Raw genomic sequence first — 16,897 nt, forward strand, 5'->3', positions numbered from 1 at the left:
CCTGCCGTCCGGCCCGCCCCACGGCCGGCGGACGTGCGTGGTCGCGCACCCTCCGGCCCGGCAGCCGGACCCCATCGCGAACCATCAGCCCCCCGCCGACCTGATCACGCCCGTGCCGGTCGGCCCGGGCGGCATGTCTGGACACTCGCCGCGACAATACGGCCCGTCGGCGGAGATGCCGTAGCGTGCCGGCACCGTGGGCTGGCCCGAGTCGCGCTAACGCTAGGAGCGGATCGCCGAACGGACAAGTCAACGCCGCATCCGGGAAGAGTGAGAAATCTCTACCTCTCGCAGCGGCGAGTCAGCGTAACGACAACGGCGATCCGGACGCCACCTGGGCAGGCCGCCGCAGCCGGTGCGTCCCGTCCCGGGCGGTTCGCCCCGACCTCGCCGGCCGCACCGCCGCCATTGTGACACGGGGTTCGCGCATCATCACGCACTGTTCATGCGCCCCGCCGGAGGTGTCCACGGGCGGTACGGCCGGGCACGACGACAGGGAGATCACCGTGAGTCCTTCTCGCGACCTCTGGGTACGGTATTGAGGTGTTGTCATCGGAAGTCGTGCTCAGCGGTCGCTACCGCCTGGACGAACGTGTCGCCACCGGCGGCATGGGCGACGTCTGGCGTGCCACGGACCTCGTCCTGGGCCGCCGGGTCGCGGTGAAGGTGCTGCTGCCCGCACTGGTCTCCGACCCCGACTTCATCGCCCGCTTCCGCGCCGAGGCCCGCATCATGGCAGCCCTGCGCCACCCGGGCATCGTGCAGGTCTTCGACTGCGGCGAGGACCGGCTCGACGACGGCGGCCGGGCCGACTACCTGGTCATGGAGTTCGTCGAGGGTGAGCCGCTGTCCCGACGGATCGAGACCGCCGGGCACCTGGACGTCGACGAGACGATGTCGATCGTGGCGCAGGCCGCCCAGGCGCTGCACGCCGCACACGCCGGCGGGATCGTGCACCGCGACGTCAAGCCGAGCAACCTGCTGGTGCAGGAGGACGGCACGGTGGTGCTGGTCGACTTCGGCGTGGCCCGATCGACCAATGTGACGAGCATCACCAGCGCCAACGCGGTGCCCGGGACGGCCCTCTACATGGCGCCGGAGCAGGCCTCCGGCCGCCCCGTCTCGGCCGCCACCGACATCTACGCGCTGGGCGCGGTGGCGTACTGCTGCCTCACCGGCGGCCCGCCGTTCACCGGCGACAACCCCCTCCAGGTGGCGGTACGGCACCTGGACGACGAGCCGCCGGCGCTGCCGGAGGACATCCCCGCGTCGGTCCGCGCGCTGGTGACGCGCGCGCTGGCGAAGGACCCGGCGGACCGCTTCGGCACCGGCGCGGAGATGGCCGCAGCCGCCCGGGCCACGCTCGGCGACCAGGGTGGCGCGGCGACCGCGCTGGTGGCTCCCGTGCTGCGGGGCGCGGCCGGCCCGACCGCCACCCGCGACGACCTGCCGGTGCTGCCCGCGGCGACCGTCGCGCAGGCCCCTCGCGGGCGAGGGCGGCGGGGCTCACTGGTCGGCGCGCTGGCCGTGGTGCTGGTGGCGCTCACCGCCCTGGGCGCGGCGCTGGGCGCGGCCAAGGAGACCGGCGACGGAGCCACCAACATCAAGAGCACCCCGCCGTCGGCCGTGCCGAGCGAACCGGAGGAGCTACCGGCGACCCCGGTGGAGGAGGACACCTACCGGCCGGAGCGTCCCGACCGCTCATGGGCTCCGAGCACCAGCCCGTCGGCCACGGTGACCGTCACACCGTCGCCGGTGCCGAGCGGCTCGACCGAGCCGACGCCGACGGCGACCGCGCCGACCACCCCGGCCGACCCGCCGACCAGCGCGCCGACGGATCCGCCGCCGACCACCACCAAACCGGCCGACCCGCCGCCCACCACCACGACGCCGCCGATCGAGGAACCGCCGCCGGCCGGCGCCTGAGGACGCGGGGCCCCGGCAACCGACCACGACTGCTTCGTGTCCCGGCACACCCGGTACGTCTTCGACAGCCGCGACCGGTGCCGGGGTCCCGGTGGTGGAGCGACTCCGGCCCGGGCCCGTGCGCCCGGGTGACCGGGCCCGGGTGACCGCACCGACCCGGCGCACCCGTTCACTCGACGCCGAGCGCCTCCACGACCGGCCGGGCCAACGCGCGGCGGGCCGGCAGCACCGAGGCGGCCAGCGCGGCGAGCACCGCCACCGAGAAGATCCCCGCGAGCCGCCCCCAGGGCAGCACCAGCGTGAAGTCGCCGCTGATCTTCGCCACGAACGCCATCGCCCCGGCGCTGACCCCGATGCCCAACGCCACCCCGAGCACCGCCCCGACCATTGCCGTCAGCACCGCCTCCACCGCCAGCATCGCCCGCATCCGACCCCGGGTGAGGCCGACGGCACGCAGCACCCCGTTCTCCCGGGTCCGCTCGACGACCGAGAGGCTGAGCGTGTTCGCGACGCCGACCAGCGCGATCACCACGGCCAGACCGAGCAGGGCGGTGACGAAGGCCAGCAGCATGTCCACCGTGCCGGTGAGCATCTTCTTGTAGGCGGCCTGGTCCATCAGGTTCACCGTCGGATGGCGGGCGACGACCGTCTCGACAGCCGCCCGGGCCCGCGCGGCGCTCACCCCGTCCGCCGGCTCGACCTCGGCCAGGTACCCGCGTTCGGTCGGGAAGAGAGCAGCGAAGTCCGCGTCGACCACGTCCACCAGGTGACCCGCCGGCACCCGTGCCGGCGCCGGGGACGGCTCGCCGGCGGTGACCACCGCGGCCACCCGGAACGTCCGCCCGGCCAGGACGACCGGTGAGCCGACCGCCCACCCACGGGCCTCGGCCAGCTCACGGTGCGCCAGCACCGTGCCCGACCGCAGGTCGTCGACGTCCCCGGCGACCACACCGGACAGGCTGCGCCCGACCAGCTCGGGATGGGCGGACCGGATCTCGACACCGTCGGCGACCCGGCTGCGGTGCTCGTGCACCACGCCCAGCTCCGGGCGGGCGGCCAGCTCGCCGGCAAGCGTGGCCGGCAGGCCGCCACCGATGCCGGTGACCAGGTAGTCCACCCCGATCCGCGCATCCACGCTGCGCTCGATGCCCACCTTGACGCTGCCCGCCCCGACCACGAACGCCGAGACCAGCCCGATGCCGATGACCAGGGCGGTGGCGGTGGCGGAGACCCGGCGGGGGTTGCGCACGGCGTTGGCCACCGCCAGGGCGGCGGTGGCGCCGAGCAGCCGCCGGACCGGCGCGCCGAAGAGCCGGACCAGAGCGGGCACCAGCACCGGCCCGTAGAGCACGATGCCGAAGAAGGTCAGCACCCCGCCGACGGCGACCAGCACGATCTGGCCGACGGTGGCGGCGAACCCCAGCGCCGCGACCCCGGCGGCGGAGACGACCGCGCCGGTCGTCAGGCGTGCCCGGCCCGCCCCGCGGGTCACCTGCACGGACGAGTCGGTGAGCGCGGCCGCCGGGGCCACCCGGGTGCCCTGCCACGCCGGCAGGTACGCGGCCGCCACGGTGATGCCGGTGCCCAGCAGCAGGCAGAGCAGCACGGTCGGCCCGGACAGGGTCGGCCCGATCGGGACCGGCACGTCCAGCGCGGACAGCACGGCCGCCATACCGGCGGCCAGGCCGGCGCCGGCCAGCACGCCGAGCACGGAGGCGGCCAGGCCCAGCAGCGCCGCCTCCAGCAGCGCCGCCCGGAAGACCTGCCCCCGGGTGGCGCCGATCAGCCGCAGCAGGGCGGTACGGCGGGTCCGTTGGGCGAGCACGATGGCGAAGGTGTTGGCGATGACGAAACCGGCCACCACCATGGCGACCCCGGCGAACGTCAGCAGGACCAGGCCGAACTGCTCCAGGTCGCGCACCGCGTCGTCGACCGCCGCGTCGAGGATCTGCTGCCGGGTCCACACCGTCGTGCCCGGGCCCGCCACCCCGCTCAGCCGTTCGGCCAGCGCCTCCCGGGAGGTGCCGGGGGCGGCGGCCACCATGATCCGGCCGTACCCCTGCTCGCCCGTCACGGCGAGGGCGTCGGCACCGACCAGGCCGATGAAGGGGCCGCCGACGTCGCGGGAGGTGCCGGCCACGTCCACGGTGCCGACCAGGGTGTACGGCCGGGCCGCCCCGCTCACGCCACCGACGAGGACCGGAGCGCCGAGGGCGAAGCCCTCCTCCTCGGCGGTGGGGGCGTCGAGGACGACCTCGCCGGGGCGGTCCGGCAACCGGCCGGCGGTCACGTCGTACGAGCGCAGGGCCGGGTCGGTGGGGATGGCGGCGAGCACGGCGTAGCCGAGCACCGGCCGGCCGTCGGAGCCGACCACACCGGCCGAGCCGGTCAGCTCCCCCTCGGCGGCGGCCACCCCGTCGACCGCGCGCACCCGGTCGACCAGGGCCGGCGGAAGAGGCTGCTCGTCGGCGTAGACGCCGACGTCGGTGTGCCGGTCGAAGGTGCCGGCGCGGGCGTACGCGCCGGCCTTCATGCTGTCGGTGACCATCAGGGTGCCGGCGACGAAGGCCACCCCGAGCACGATGGCCAGGGAGGAGAGCAGCAGCCGCAGCGCGTCGGCGCGCAGCGACCGCAGGGTGATCCGGATCATGCCCGTCACCGCCCCCGCCGGGCGTCGGTCGCGGCGACCCGGGAGCCGTCCTGCTCGGCCGTCCGGTCCAGGCCGGCGAGGGTGTCCAGCACCCGCTCGGCGGTGGGCGCGGTGAGTTCGCGCACCGGCCGGCCGTCGGCGAGAAAGACCACCCGGTCGGCGTACGCGGCGGCGACCGGATCGTGGGTCACCATGACCACGGTCTGACCGAGGGTGTCGACGGCCTCCCGCAGCAGCCGCAGCACCTCCGCGCCGGAGCGGGAGTCGAGGTTGCCGGTCGGTTCGTCGGCGAAGATCACCTCCGGGCGGGTGACCAGGGCACGGGCCAGCGCGACCCGCTGCTGCTGACCGCCGGAGAGCTCACCGGGCCGGTGCCCCAGCCGGTCGGCGAGACCGACGGCGGCGACCACCTGCCGCAGCCAGGTCGCCTCGGGCCGGCGGTTGGCGATGGCCAGCGGGAGCACGATGTTCTCCTCGGCGGTCAGCGCCGGCAGCAGATTGAACTTCTGGAACACGAAGCCGATCCGGTCGCGCCGCAGCAGGGTGAGCCGCCGGTCGTCGAGGCGGGCGGTGTCGGTGTCACCGATGCGCACCGTGCCGGCGGTGGGGCTGTCCAGGCCGGCCAGACAGTGCAGCAGGGTCGACTTGCCGGAGCCGGACGGGCCCATGACGGCGTGGAACGCGCCGGCGGCGAAGCCGACGTCGACGCCGTCGAGCGCGACGACGCGGGCGGTGCCGTGGCCGTACTCCTTGCGCAGGCCGCGGGCGGCGACCGCGACGCCGGTACGGACCGGAGGTGGGGCGAGGGACATGCGGGTTGCTCCTGCGTGCAGTCGGTGACCAGGTACGTCTCCGACGCTAGGCAGCGCGCCCGGCGGTGGCGTCCGCCCGCGCGGTCGAGGTCGGTACGCCCCGGGTCGCCCCTGTCCGGGCGGTCCCGTACGACCCAGGTCGTACCCGCCGGCTCAGCCGCCCGGGGTGACCAGTCCGCTCTCGTACGCCAGCACCACCGCCTGCACCCGGTCGCGGAGCCGGAGCTTGGCCAGGATCCGCCCGACGTGGGTCTTCACGGTCGCCTCGGCCACGTGCACCCGGGCGGCGATCTCGGCATTGGACAGCCCCTGGGCCACGAGCAGCAGGATCTCCCGCTCCCGTTCGGTAAGCCGGGCCAGCCGGGGGTCCTCGGCGGGCCCCGGTCCGAGCCGGTCGGCGAACCGGTCGAGCAGCCGGCGGGTGATCGACGGCGCGACCACCGAGTCCCCGGCGGCGACCACCCGGATCGCGGCGAGCAACTCCTCCGGGGGCACGTTCTTGAGCAGGAAGCCGCTCGCCCCGGCCTGGAGCGCGGCGAACGCGTCGGCCTCGGTGTCGAAGGTGGTGAGCACCAGCACCCGGGGTGCGCCGGGGTTGTCCCGGCAGATCCGCCGGGTCGCCTCCACCCCGTCCATGGTCGGCATCCGGACGTCCATCACCACCACGTCCGCCTCGGTGCGGGCGAGCACCCGCAGCGCGTCCGCGCCGTCGATCGCCTCGCCGACGACCGCCAGGTCGGGCTGGGAGTCCAGCACCATCCGGAACCCGGCGCGGACCAGCGCCTGGTCGTCCACGATCACCACCCGGACCGTCATGCCGCGATCACCTCCGTCCCGGGCGTCGACGGTAGCGGTAGCCGTGCCTCGATCTGCCAGCCCCCGGCCGGTCGGGGGCCGGAGGTGAGGCTGCCGTCGTACACGCCGACCCGCTCGCGCATGCCGACCAGGCCGTGTCCGCCGGACGGCGCGGGAGCGACCGGCGGGCGGCCGCGCCCGTCGTCGACGACCCGGACCACGACGGCGTCCGGGTCGTGGTCGAGGGTGACCGTGACGTCCGCGCCCACCCCGGCGTGCTTGAGGGCGTTGGTCAGCGCCTCCTGCACCACCCGGTAGACGGTGAGGTCCAGCCCCGGGGGCAGGGCCGGCGGCTCGCCCCGCACGGTGTGCCGGACCCGTAGACCGGCGTCGCGGAAGCGGTCCAGCAGGGCGGGCAACTCGGCCACCGCGGGCCGACGGTGCTCCGGCTCGGCGAGCCCGTCGCGGTCCGGGTCACCCGTCGCGCCGGGCGCGGCCGCCGGCTCCGGTGGGCTCGGCTCCCGCAGTACGTCCACCAGCCGGCGCATCTCCTCCAACGCCTGCCGGCCGGTGTCGGCGACCACCTTGACCGCCGCCTTCGCGGTCTGCGGGTCCCGGTCGAGCAGGTACCGGGCCCCGTCGGCCTGGACGATCATCACGGCCATGCTGTGCGCCACCACGTCATGCAGCTCACGGGCGATCCGGGCCCGCTCCCCGGCGACCGCGGCGCGTGCCTCGGCCTCCCGCTCCCGTTCCAGCGTGGCGGCCCGCTCCTCCAGGGTGAGCACGTAGAGCCGGCGGGTGCGGACGTTCAGCGCGGCCAGCCAGACCCCGCCGGTGACCAGCCCGAAGTAGGCCGCGGCGGCCCACCAGGCCGGGTTGCCGACCGTCTGTGAGGCGGCCAGCAGCACGCCGATGCCCGCGACGACGCCGGCGAGCACGCCGTCGCGGAGCCGGTCGGCGTACTTGACCACGCTGTAGAGGGCGATCAGCACGCCGATGTCGAAGGCGAGCGGCCCCCAGCCGGCGACCACCTGGACCAGGGCGAGCACGGCCACCGCCGCGGCCACCGTGGACGGGTGCGTCCGGCGGAACAGCAGGGCGACGGCCATGGCGCAGCCGACCAGGGTGGCCATCGCGCCACCGGGCTGCGCCACCACGCCGACCACGGCGAAGAGCACCACGACGCCGGAGACGAGCACGTCGAAGGCGACGGAGCGCAGCGGGCGGCCGAGGACCTCACGGTACACGGTCACCCAGCGTACGTGCTCCCACCAGCGTCGATACGTCCGCTCCGACGGCCGGACGGTGATCGGGCGGGGCGCCCGCCGGCGGGCCGGGCGGTGACTCAGACGAGTTCGCGCATGCGGGCGATCTCGACCGCCTGCTCGGTGGCCACGGAGTTGGCGAACTCGTTGAGCTGCTGGTCGACGCCGACCTTGAGCAGGTCGGTGGCCATCCGCACCGCGCCGTCGTGGTGATCGGTCATCATCCGCACGAAGAGCCGGTCGAACTCGGCGCCCCGGGCGTCGGTCAGCGCCCGGATCGCCTCGGGCGACTGCATGCCCCGCATGGTGCCGTGGTCGTGGCCGGGGACGTCGGCGGCGAGGCCACGGGCGCTGAGCCACCCGCGCATCATGCCGATCTCCGGCCCCTGCGCGCCGCGGATCCGGTCGGCCACCGCCCTGACCTTCGGGCTGCCGGCCCGGTCGGGGGCGAGCTGCGCCAACTGGAGGGCCTGCTGGTGGTGCGGGATCATCATCCGCACGAACCAGACGTCGAGGGAGTTGTAGCGGGGCGCGGCGGTGTCGCGGACCTCGTGCGCGGGGCGGGTGACGGCCGACTCGCCCGGTCGGCCGGGCACGATCACCGAGGGGCCGTCCGTCGACGCGGGGGTGGGCGTCGGCTGACCGGTCGCGTCGGCCGTGACCGGGGTGGGCCGGTCGGCGGGTCGCAGGACGAGCGCCAGCGCCACCAGCACCACGGCCGCGACTGTGACGACGAGCAAGGTCTGTCCACGTCGGACGGTCATGCCATTCCCCCTCCGATCGAGGTGACAGCGATCGTATCCATTGACGACGGAGCGCTAATGTGACGCAGATCACATCGATGGCCATCGCAGGGCGGTAGGGTGTCCAGAATCGTCCTCCCCTTCTTGAAGGGCCCTGCCGATGACCAGATTCTCCCTCCCCGGACGACGGCAACTGAAGACCGCCAGCATGGTCGCCGCCGGCCTGCTGGTCGCCAGCCTCACCACCGTTCCCGCCCACGCGGCCGCGGCGCCCGACGCGGAGGCGGCCGTCGCCACCGCCGCGCAGCCGGTCGCGACCAGCGGCCTCGGCGTCGACGAGATCTCCAGCAGCCCCAACCTGCGCCAGATCGCCAACGTGCCCAAGCAGGCGCCGTTCGACACCGCCGGCGCGTTCGGCACCGACATGGCCTTCCAGGGCCGCTACGCATTCGTCGGCAACTACAACGGGTTCGTCATCTACGACATCGGCCGGCCCGCCGCGCCGAAGATCGTGTCGCAGGTGCTCTGCCCCGGCTCGCAGAACGACATCTCCATCTACGGCGACCTGCTCTTCCTCTCCACCGACTCCTCCCGCAGCGACGACTCGTGCGCCAGCGTGGCGCAGCCGGCCTCGGTCAGGGAGTCCTGGGAGGGCATCAAGGTCTTCGACATCAGCGACAAGGCCAACCCGCGCTACCTCAAGTCGGTCGAGACCGCCTGCGGCTCGCACACCCACACCCTGGTCCCGGCGAAGGACCGCCGCTCGGTCTACCTGTACGTCTCGTCGTACAGCCCACGCGCCGAGTTCCCGGACTGCCAGCCGCCGCACGACTCGATCTCCATCGTCAAGGTGCCGGTGAAGAAGCCCACCGAGGCGGCCGTGGTGGCCACCCCGAACCTCTTCCCGGACGGCGGCTACGCCGGCATCCCGGGGCAGGCGTCGGCGACCAGCGGCTGCCACGACATCACCGCCTACCCGACGAAGGACATCGCGGCCGGCGCCTGCATGGGCGACGGCGTCCTGCTCGACATCCGTGACCGGGAGGCGCCCCGGGTGATCAACCGGGTGCGCGACACGGTCAACTTCGCGTTCTGGCACTCGGCCACGTTCAACAACGCCGGCACCAAGGTCGTCTTCACCGACGAGCTGGGTGGCGGCGGCGCGGCCACCTGCAACGAGACCGTCGGCCCGAACCGCGGCGCGGACGCGATCTACGACATCACCGGCCGCGGCGACGCCCGGCAGATGGTGTTCCGCAGCTACTACAAGATCCCCCGGACCAACGCCGACACCGAGAACTGCGTGGCGCACAACGGCTCGCTGGTCCCGGTCTTCGGCCGCGACATCATGGTCCAGGCCTGGTACCAGGGCGGCGTGTCGGTCTGGGACTTCACCGACTCGGCCAGGCCGAAGGAGATCGGTTACTGGGAGCGCGGCCCGCTGTCGGACACCCAGCTCACCATCGGTGGCGCCTGGTCGACGTACTACTACAACGGGCACATCTACTCCAGCGACATCCAGAAGGGCCTGGACGTGCTGGAGCTGAACGACTGGCGGACGTGGACGGCCAACCTGGTCCACTTCCGTGAGCTCAACGTGCAGACCCAGGCCGGCTACCTGAGCTGGTAAGGGCGACGACACGAAGGGCCCGGTCCCCGTCGGGGGCCGGGCCCTCGCGCGTACGCCGGTCAGCTCACCGGCAGCCGGTAGCGGCGCTCGCCGCCGCCCGCGGGGACCAGCCGGACCTCACCGCTGCGCAGTTCGTACGTCACCGACCAGCGGGTGTGCCCCTGTCGTACCTCATCGAGCAGGCGCAGTGCCGCCGGGGCGTCCACCACCGCCCCGGACCGCTCCAGCGCCGCGGCGATGACCCCGTACCGCCGGTCGTCACGTCGTTTCGCCTCCGGCACGCCGATCACCGGCACGTTGGTCAGCGCCTGCCAGCGCCCCTCGCCGCGCTGCACCCGCATCGCGCCGTCGACGAACTCCACCACCGCCGACCGGCCGGTCGCGTCGGCGAGCAGGTAGTGCAGCGGCGGCCCGCCGTCGAAGTCCAGGTTGTGCCGCTCGAACACGGCCACCGCCTCGTCCACCGTGGCCGCCCGGTCCAGCACCAGGCGCAGGATCCGCACCGAGCCGACGGTGGGCCGGCCCGGCACCGGCTTCGCCGTGGCGTGGTCGTCGGCGGCCAACCCCACGGCGAGCCCGCGCTCGTTCATCCCGTCGAAGGGCAGCAGCGGCGCGTTGAGCAGCCGCCGGTCCCCCGTCGGGTCCGGCCCCACCCCGAGGTACGACAGGTCCACCATCGACACCGACGCGTAGCCGTCCGGCGGGTCGGTACGCAGCACCATCGCCGGATGGGCCGCCCAGTCGAAGTTGCGGGCGAACAGCGGCCGGGACGGGTCCCCGCCAGCCGCGAAGAGCGAACAGCCGAACGGGCTCGACGCCGGCCGGGCGTCGGTGCCGACCGTCGGGTCGTACCCGCCGACGTAGGTCATCTCGTACAGCGGCAGGTCGTCGACCCGGCGCAGGCTGGCCAGCGTCCGGGCGACCTCGTCGGCGTCCTGACGGGAGGCGGTGGGCGTCCCGTCGGCGGCCGGCGCGGTCGGCTCCGCCGGCCGGGGTGGGGCGTCCGCACCGGGTCCGGCACAGGCCGTGGTGGCGAGCAGCAGGGCCAGTCCGGCGCCCGCGAGAGTCCTCCGCATGCCCGCAAGCTAGGGCAGGGATCGACCGTTGTCCACCGGACGTCGTTTTCCGGTCTCCGCGACCCCGGCCGCCGGCTCAGCGCACCGGGGCGCGGCGGGTCGGACGCGGCCCGACCAGTCGACGCACCAGCGGCGCGGCGTTCCACTTCGCCGCGCCGACCAGGTCCCGGGCGTGCTCCAGCACCGTGTAGTCGGGCCGGGCCTGCCCGTCGGCGATCGCCCGGTCCAGGTCGTTGCCGCACCGGGTCAGCACCGCGTCGAAGTCACGGCGGACCGGTTCGAGCAGGTCGTAGCCGAAGGAGCGGTGCAGCCGGGCGAAGAAGGGCTTGTAGAGCCGGGCCCGTTCGTGCAACCCGGAGGAGTACGACATCGGGTTCTTCGGCCGCCGCCGGATGTAGTCCGGCAGCACGTCGGCGAAGGCTCGCCGCACGATCCACTTCTCCTGCCCGTCGCGCATCTTCAACGACAAGGGCAGCCGCATCGCCAGCTCCACCACGCTCAGGTCGAGGAAGGGCACCCGCGCCTCGACACCGTGGTCCATGCTGGTCCGGTCGACCCGCTGCAACTCCGTACGCCCGAGGTTGCGGATCTTGTGCAGGAAGAGCCGGCGGGCCCGCTCGGGGCCGACCTCGTGGTACATCGGGTAGCCGCCGAACAGCTCGTCCGAGCCGTCGCCGGTCAGCACCACCTTGACCCCCAGCTCAGCCAGCCGCCGGAAGATCGGCACGGAGACCACCGCGTTGATGATGTCGCCGTACTCGGTCAGCTCGGAGATCCGGATCGCCTCCCGGATCTCGCCCAGCCGGATGTCGCGCGGGCGCAACTCGATCACCTCGTGCGCGACGCCGAGGTCGGCGGCGAGCCGCCGGGCGTAGGCGACGTCCGGGCTGTCCGGCACCCCGACCGTCACCGCCACGCAGTCGGGGTGCAGCTCGCGTACGTGCAGCAGGGCCAGCGAGCTGTCCAGACCCCCCGAGAGCACCACCCCGACGGTGAGGTCGGTGTCGACCCGCATCCGGATGCTGTCGGTGAGTGCGGCACGGACGAGCAGGGCGGCCTCGTCCGGGTCGTCCACCTGGGGCAGTCCCTCGCCCAGACGGAGCAGGTCGAGGTACGGCAGCAGCGTCACCCGGCCGTCCGAGTCGGCCCAGCCGTGGTGCCCGGGCGGCACCTCGGCGACCGGGGCGTGGTGCCCCACCAGCGCCTTCACCTCGCTGGCGACGTGCAGGCAACCGGGCGTACGGGCCCAGTAGAGCGGCTTGACCCCGAGCGGGTCCCGGGCGAGGTACACCCGGCCGGTGGCGCGCTCGACGACGGCGAAGGCCCATTCCCCGCGCAGCCGGTGCACCGCCTCCTCACCCCAGTACCGGAAGGCGGCGAGCACCACCTCGGTGTCGCTCTCGCTGCGGAAGGCGTGGCCCAGCCGGGTCAGCTCCCGGCGCAGCTCGTGGTGGTTGAAGACCTCGCCGTTGTAGCAGAGGACGTACCGCCCGTCGTCGGAGGTCCAGGGCTGCACGGCCCGGTCCCGGTCCACGACCCGAAGCCGCCGTACGCCGGTGAGCAGCCCGGACTCCTGCCGGGTCTCGGTGACCTCGCCGCGCGGGGCGAGGACGGCGAGCATCCGGCGGAAGATGGCCGGGTCGGCCTCGGGGCCGATGCTGAGCGCGATCCCGCACATCCGCCTCAGGCTCCCATCTCGGCTTCGTACGCCGCCCGGAGCCGGACGCGGGCGGCCGGCGCGAGGCACAGGTGCCAGGCCTGCCCCTCGTCGACCACGTTCAGCTCGCCGGCGGCCTGCCGGGCGAGCAGGATCTCGGCGAGGACGTCCCGGGCGCCGAAGCGCGTGAACCAGCTCATCTCCACGTCGACGGCCCAGCCGAGGCAGTGGCCGCTGGGCACCATCGCGGCGTACCCGAGCCGGCGCAGCTGGTACTGGTGCTCGGCGCTGCGCACCAGGCTGGTGACCCAGAGCGGCGGGGTGCCGGCCGGGGTGGCCCGGTCGAACTCCCGCGCGAGGTCGTTGAGGAGCGCGATGATCTCCCGGCGGGCCCGGCGGAACTTCACCCCGGCGGTGCGCGGGGTGGCGTCGGGCCGTAGCCGCCGGCGGACGGCCCGCACGCCGCGCCCGAGGATCGTGGCGGGCTGTTCCTGGTAGCGGAAGGCGAGCATGCCCCGCCGGCGCAGCCATTCCAGGTCGACCATGTCGGGGTGCGTGTTCACCTGTTCATCGGTGAGGAAGGTGGGCGCGTCGCGCCACCACATCACGTCGATGCGGGAGAGCAGGTAGATCCGGACCAGCGCGGTGAGGTCGCCGGCGGAGCTGCGCTCGTTGGGCTGGTAGCGGGCCATCTCCAGCAGCAGGGTCTCCCGCGCGCCGATGAAGCCCTGCGGGGTGGCGTCGAGCACCGCGGCGATGGCGGGTTCACGCAGCCGTTGGTCGAGCAGGACCTGGCGGGCGGTGGTGGAGGTGGCGTCGGCCAACGCGCCGACTTCGACCAGCAGGTCGGTGACCGCGTCGCGGTAGGCGTCGAGGTCCGGCATGACCCGGGCGACCGCCCGAGCCGACCCCGGCGACCGGCGCGCCGGGGCCGGTGAGGCGACGGACGGCTGGGGTCCGGAACTTCGGCTGGGCACACGCATGGTCTGGGTCCTCTCCCGGTACGACACGGTGCGGATGAACCTGAAACACACCGTAAGCACCCTGAAGCGGAAAACCCCGAGCAATCTTCCCATCTACTCCTAAGGGCGACGCGCCGTCATCGCCTGCACGTCGGCGTACGACGGGACTCCCGGACCGGGGTCGATGCCGGCGCGGACCGCCTCGGCGGTGCCGACCACGGCGGCCAGGGCAGCCCGGAACAGCAGCGACCCGGTGCTGACCCGGGCCACCCCGAGGCGACCGAGCGTGTCGAGGTCGGGTCCGCCCGGCTGGGCGAGGACGTTGAGCGGGGCGTCGACCCGCGCGGCGAGCGTCCGGACCGTGGCCGGGTCGGTCACCCCGGGCACGAAGACACCGTCCGCCCCGGCCCGACGGTAGGCCCGGGCCCGGAGCAGGGCCTGTCCGAGGGGGTCCGGTGCCCGTAGCCACCAGGTGTCGGTGCGGGCGTTGACGAAGAGCGCCGGGACCCGGGCCTTGACCGCCGCGATCGTGGCGACCACGGCTGCGGGGTCGGCGAGAGTCCCGTCGGGCCGGCCGTCCTCCAGGTTGATCCCGACCACGCCGAGCGCCGCCAGCCGCGCGACGTACCGGGCCACGTCGTCGGGGTCGTCGCCGAACCCGGCCTCCACGTCCACCGTGACCAGCACCGGCAGCCGGACGAGCAGGGTGGCGAGGCGCATCGTCTCGACCCCGGTCGCCCCGGCCCCGTCGGGCTTGCCGCCGGCCGCGGCGACGCCGAGGCTGGTGGTGCCGATCGCCGGGTACCCGGCCGCGGCCAGAGCCGCCCCGGAGGCGTGGTCCCAGGCGTTCGGCAGCAGCAGCGGCCGGCCGGGGCGGTGCAGCGCGCGGAACGCGGCGTACGGGTCGGTCATCGCCGTGCCTCCTTCGGGTCGGTCGTGAGCGCCGGCTCCTGCCGGGGCGGCCCCCCGGCGCGCGGACTCAGGTCGCGCAGCACGTCCACCACCCCGGCGGCCAGGGCGAGGGCGTGCCGCTCACCGGGACAGCCGTGCGCACCAGCGCCGAAGGTCAGGGCCGGGCGGCCGGGCGTGAACCGGTCCGGGTCGGTGAAGACCGCCGGATCACGGTTCGCGGCGTCGAACCGCAGCAGCAGCCCGACGCCCGCCGGGATCGGCCGCCCGGCCAACTCGGCGGCGACGGTGGCGACCCGGCGGGTGGCGCGTACCGGCGGGTCGAGCCGGAGCACCTCGCCCAGCAGGTCCCGGGTGGCCACGGCGGCCGGCAGGGACCGGGCGTGCCGGGTGGCGGCGTCGATCAGCCCGGCGGTGGCGTCGCAGGCCTGCACCAGCAGGCCGATCCGGTGCGCCGTCGACTCGTCCGGGCCGGACGGGCAGTTCGTCACCAGGGCCGCCACCGCGTCGTCCGCGCGCCGGACAGCCGCCGGGCCCGCGCCCGGCTGATAGGCGGCGGCCACCACGGCGACCGCCGGCACGGCCGCCGCCGGGTCGGCCAGGCCGAGTCGGACGGCCAGCACCCGCAGCGGTACGTCCCGGGCCAGCCGGGCGGGCACGTCCACCCGGCCGGCCCGGCGGTCGAGTTCGGCGACGGTGAGCCGGGCGGCGTCGCGGGCCAGCAGGTCCGGGTCCAGGCCGGCGAGCACGGTGAGCGTCGCGGCCCGTCGGGGCGGGTGCCGCTCGGGGCCGCTGAACCGGGCGACCGTCGCCCGCAGCCAGGCGAGGGTGCCCGGCGGCCCGGGGTCGGCCTCCGGCACCTCGAAGGCGGGGTCGACGAGCGCGGCCCGGACGTCGGCGTGCCGGGTCACCGTCCAGGTGGCACCGGTGTCGTCGGGGGTCGGTGGCGCGCACGGCGGGATGTCGGACACGGCCGCGATGCGGGGCGAGGAATCGGTCACCCGCCGCACGGTAGGGCCGGTTCCGTTCGGCGTGGGCCGAAGTGTCGTCGGGTGGGAGGCGGCGGGAGTTCCCGGCGCGCGGGACGACCACGCGGGACGACCGGCGCGGGCCGGCGGCCCGGTCAGGCGCGGCCACCGCCGGTGTCCCGCACCGGCGGGGTCAGCTCGGCGGGGCTCAGCCCAAGAGTGTCCGCCAGGGCCGCGACCCCGGCGGGCGTGACCCGGACGCTGCGGCCGCTGCCGGGTGCGGTCCAGCCCAGCTCGGCGAAGCGCCGGCACAGCGCCGCGCCGAGCGCGCCGGCGAGGTGGGGCCGGCGCTCGGTCCAGTCGAGGCAGTCCCGCAGCAGCGGGCGACGCCCGGTGGGCGGGTTCACCGGCACGCCGAGGTCGGTCAGCCAGTTCCGGCCGTCCGGGGTCAGCGTCAGGCCGTGCGTGGCGTCGAGCAGCCCACGGGCCAGCAACGCGTCGCGCAGCCGGACGCCGAGCCGGCCGGCGAGGTGGTCGTAACAGGTCCGCGCGTGCGCGAGCGCGGCATCGGCGGTGGCCGCGCGCAGCGACCGGGCCGGCCGGGGCGCCGGCGGCGCATGGCCGGCCAGGTCCTCGACCAGCTGCGCCACCGCCGGGCCGGCCAGCCGGACGTAGCGGTGCCGGCCCTGGCGCTGTTCGACCAGCACCCCGCCGCGGACCAGCCGGGTGAGGTGGTCACTGGCCGTGGACGGAGCCACCCCCGCGGCCTGTGCCAGCTCCCCCGCCGTCCAGGCCCGCCCGTCGAGCAACGCCAGACAGAAGGTGGCCCGGGTGGCGTCCGCGAACAGGGCGGCGAGGTCGGCGAGGCGGGGGCCGTCGGCGGCGGCGGTCATCCGCCGATGGTCGCACGGGCCCGGTACGGCGGGGGCCGCCCGTGTCCGGTGACGCGGGGCCGGGTCAGCGCTCCCGGTGCCCCGACCCGAGCGGGACGACCGTACGGGTGTCGCCGTCGTAGCTGCGGGCGGCGACGAACTGCCCCGACGGCCGGTCGACGCAGGCGAGCGCCCGAGCCAGCCGCCGGTCGTGGTCGCGGAAGCGCAGCGCGAGGCTCAGGTGCGGGACCCACCGGCCCGGGACGTGCCACGGATGCTGCCCGTCGGCGCCGGCCAGGACGTCCCAGACCGCCTCGTGCAGCCGGGTCAACTCCGGTGTGGGGTGGACCAGCCAGACCAGCGGGGCGCTGCCGTCGAGCACCTCGACCCGGTCGAGGTGGACCGCCAGCGGCAGCGCGTCGTCGAAGAGGTCGGCCAGGCGGGACGCGGCCCCGGGCGGGAACGCGTCGACCGACGCCATGGTCAGATGCGGCCGGTTCGTGGGGTGGGTGTTGCGGGCCAGACTCGGCAGGCCGGCCACGGCGAGCCGGTCCCACGCCGCGCGCACCGTCTTCTCCAGCGGCGGCGAGCAGAGCAGTTCGACGGTACGCACGCCGCCAGGCTAACCG

14 protein-coding genes are annotated in these 16,897 nt (G+C 75.0%); 2 read left to right on the plus strand and 12 right to left on the minus strand.

Features of this window, described 5'->3' with window-relative positions:
* The first annotated feature begins 543 nt into the window (after window positions 1-543).
* Window positions 544-1,926 (plus strand): serine/threonine-protein kinase, encoded by a 1,383-nt coding sequence (locus GA0070560_RS07935; RefSeq protein WP_091293248.1) that lies wholly within the window; start codon window positions 544-546, stop codon window positions 1,924-1,926.
* 169 nt (window positions 1,927-2,095) lie between these two features.
* Here the strand turns inward: GA0070560_RS07935 and GA0070560_RS07940 are convergent, their stop codons facing one another.
* The 5 genes from GA0070560_RS07940 to GA0070560_RS07960 all read right to left on the minus strand — a co-directional run bounded on the left by GA0070560_RS07940 (window position 2,096) and on the right by GA0070560_RS07960 (window position 8,215).
* Entirely contained in the window at window positions 2,096-4,576 is a 2,481-nt protein-coding gene (locus GA0070560_RS07940) for an ABC transporter permease (protein ID WP_091293250.1), read from the minus strand.
* A 5-nt stretch (window positions 4,577-4,581) separates the two neighbouring features.
* A complete protein-coding gene (locus GA0070560_RS07945; RefSeq protein ID WP_091293252.1) occupies window positions 4,582-5,388 on the minus strand; it encodes an ABC transporter ATP-binding protein in 807 nt (268 codons plus the stop codon).
* A gap of 153 nt (window positions 5,389-5,541) precedes the next feature.
* Window positions 5,542-6,204 carry a response regulator gene (locus GA0070560_RS07950; RefSeq protein WP_091293254.1) on the minus strand — a complete coding sequence of 221 codons (663 nt, stop codon included), beginning with the start codon at window positions 6,202-6,204 and terminating at the stop codon, window positions 5,542-5,544.
* Entirely contained in the window at window positions 6,201-7,439 is a 1,239-nt protein-coding gene (locus GA0070560_RS07955; RefSeq protein WP_091293256.1) for a sensor histidine kinase, read from the minus strand. The genes GA0070560_RS07950 and GA0070560_RS07955 overlap by 4 nt, the downstream gene beginning before the upstream one ends.
* Before the next feature lie 92 nt (window positions 7,440-7,531).
* Entirely contained in the window at window positions 7,532-8,215 is a 684-nt protein-coding gene (locus tag GA0070560_RS07960; RefSeq protein WP_091293258.1) for a DUF305 domain-containing protein, read from the minus strand.
* Between the two features lie 139 nt (window positions 8,216-8,354).
* Between GA0070560_RS07960 and GA0070560_RS07965 the strand changes: the two genes are divergently transcribed.
* A complete protein-coding gene (locus GA0070560_RS07965) occupies window positions 8,355-9,824 on the plus strand; it encodes an LVIVD repeat-containing protein (protein ID WP_091293260.1) in 1,470 nt (489 codons plus the stop codon).
* A 59-nt stretch (window positions 9,825-9,883) separates the two neighbouring features.
* Here GA0070560_RS07965 and GA0070560_RS07970 read toward each other — a convergent pair whose 3' ends face one another.
* From GA0070560_RS07970 to GA0070560_RS08000, 7 genes are all read right to left on the minus strand, one after another.
* Window positions 9,884-10,900: a linear amide C-N hydrolase gene (locus tag GA0070560_RS07970; RefSeq protein ID WP_091293262.1), complete on the minus strand. Its 1,017-nt coding sequence runs from the start codon at window positions 10,898-10,900 to the stop codon at window positions 9,884-9,886.
* Window positions 10,901-10,976: 76 nt separating this feature from the next.
* Entirely contained in the window at window positions 10,977-12,578 is a 1,602-nt protein-coding gene (locus GA0070560_RS07975; RefSeq protein ID WP_091293265.1) for an asparagine synthetase B family protein, read from the minus strand.
* Between the two features lie 5 nt (window positions 12,579-12,583).
* Window positions 12,584-13,540 (minus strand): DUF5715 family protein, encoded by a 957-nt coding sequence (locus tag GA0070560_RS07980; RefSeq protein ID WP_091293268.1) that lies wholly within the window; start codon window positions 13,538-13,540, stop codon window positions 12,584-12,586.
* A 99-nt stretch (window positions 13,541-13,639) separates the two neighbouring features.
* On the minus strand, window positions 13,640-14,431 hold the full coding sequence (locus GA0070560_RS07985) for an isocitrate lyase/PEP mutase family protein (protein ID WP_091293270.1): 792 nt from the start codon (window positions 14,429-14,431) through the stop codon (window positions 13,640-13,642).
* Entirely contained in the window at window positions 14,428-15,429 is a 1,002-nt protein-coding gene (locus GA0070560_RS07990) for a cytochrome P450 (protein ID WP_245675413.1), read from the minus strand. The genes GA0070560_RS07985 and GA0070560_RS07990 overlap by 4 nt, the downstream gene beginning before the upstream one ends.
* A gap of 122 nt (window positions 15,430-15,551) precedes the next feature.
* Window positions 15,552-16,289 (minus strand): ArsR/SmtB family transcription factor, encoded by a 738-nt coding sequence (locus GA0070560_RS07995; protein ID WP_091293272.1) that lies wholly within the window; start codon window positions 16,287-16,289, stop codon window positions 15,552-15,554.
* Between the two features lie 64 nt (window positions 16,290-16,353).
* Entirely contained in the window at window positions 16,354-16,881 is a 528-nt protein-coding gene (locus GA0070560_RS08000; RefSeq protein WP_091293275.1) for a 2'-5' RNA ligase family protein, read from the minus strand.
* Between the last annotated feature and the right edge of the window lie 16 nt (window positions 16,882-16,897).

This window comes from Micromonospora halophytica, assembly GCF_900090245.1.
Classification (GTDB): Bacteria; Actinomycetota; Actinomycetes; order Mycobacteriales; family Micromonosporaceae; genus Micromonospora; species Micromonospora halophytica.

Excerpts from the sequence above, each read along its gene's own strand:
- GA0070560_RS07960 (WP_091293258.1), bottom strand. The coding sequence starts at position 8,215 with ATGACCGTCCGACGTGGACAGACCTTGCTCGTCGTCACAGTCGCGGCC.
- GA0070560_RS07965 (WP_091293260.1), top strand. The coding sequence starts at position 8,355 with ATGACCAGATTCTCCCTCCCCGGACGACGGCAACTGAAGACCGCCAGC.
- GA0070560_RS07995 (WP_091293272.1), bottom strand. The coding sequence starts at position 16,289 with ATGACCGCCGCCGCCGACGGCCCCCGCCTCGCCGACCTCGCCGCCCTG.
- GA0070560_RS07940 (WP_091293250.1), bottom strand. The coding sequence starts at position 4,576 with ATGATCCGGATCACCCTGCGGTCGCTGCGCGCCGACGCGCTGCGGCTG.
- GA0070560_RS07970 (WP_091293262.1), bottom strand. The coding sequence starts at position 10,900 with ATGCGGAGGACTCTCGCGGGCGCCGGACTGGCCCTGCTGCTCGCCACC.
- GA0070560_RS07985 (WP_091293270.1), bottom strand. The coding sequence starts at position 14,431 with ATGACCGACCCGTACGCCGCGTTCCGCGCGCTGCACCGCCCCGGCCGG.
- GA0070560_RS07975 (WP_091293265.1), bottom strand. The coding sequence starts at position 12,578 with ATGTGCGGGATCGCGCTCAGCATCGGCCCCGAGGCCGACCCGGCCATC.
- GA0070560_RS07950 (WP_091293254.1), bottom strand. The coding sequence starts at position 6,204 with ATGACGGTCCGGGTGGTGATCGTGGACGACCAGGCGCTGGTCCGCGCC.
- GA0070560_RS07980 (WP_091293268.1), bottom strand. The coding sequence starts at position 13,540 with ATGCGTGTGCCCAGCCGAAGTTCCGGACCCCAGCCGTCCGTCGCCTCA.
- GA0070560_RS07945 (WP_091293252.1), bottom strand. The coding sequence starts at position 5,388 with ATGTCCCTCGCCCCACCTCCGGTCCGTACCGGCGTCGCGGTCGCCGCC.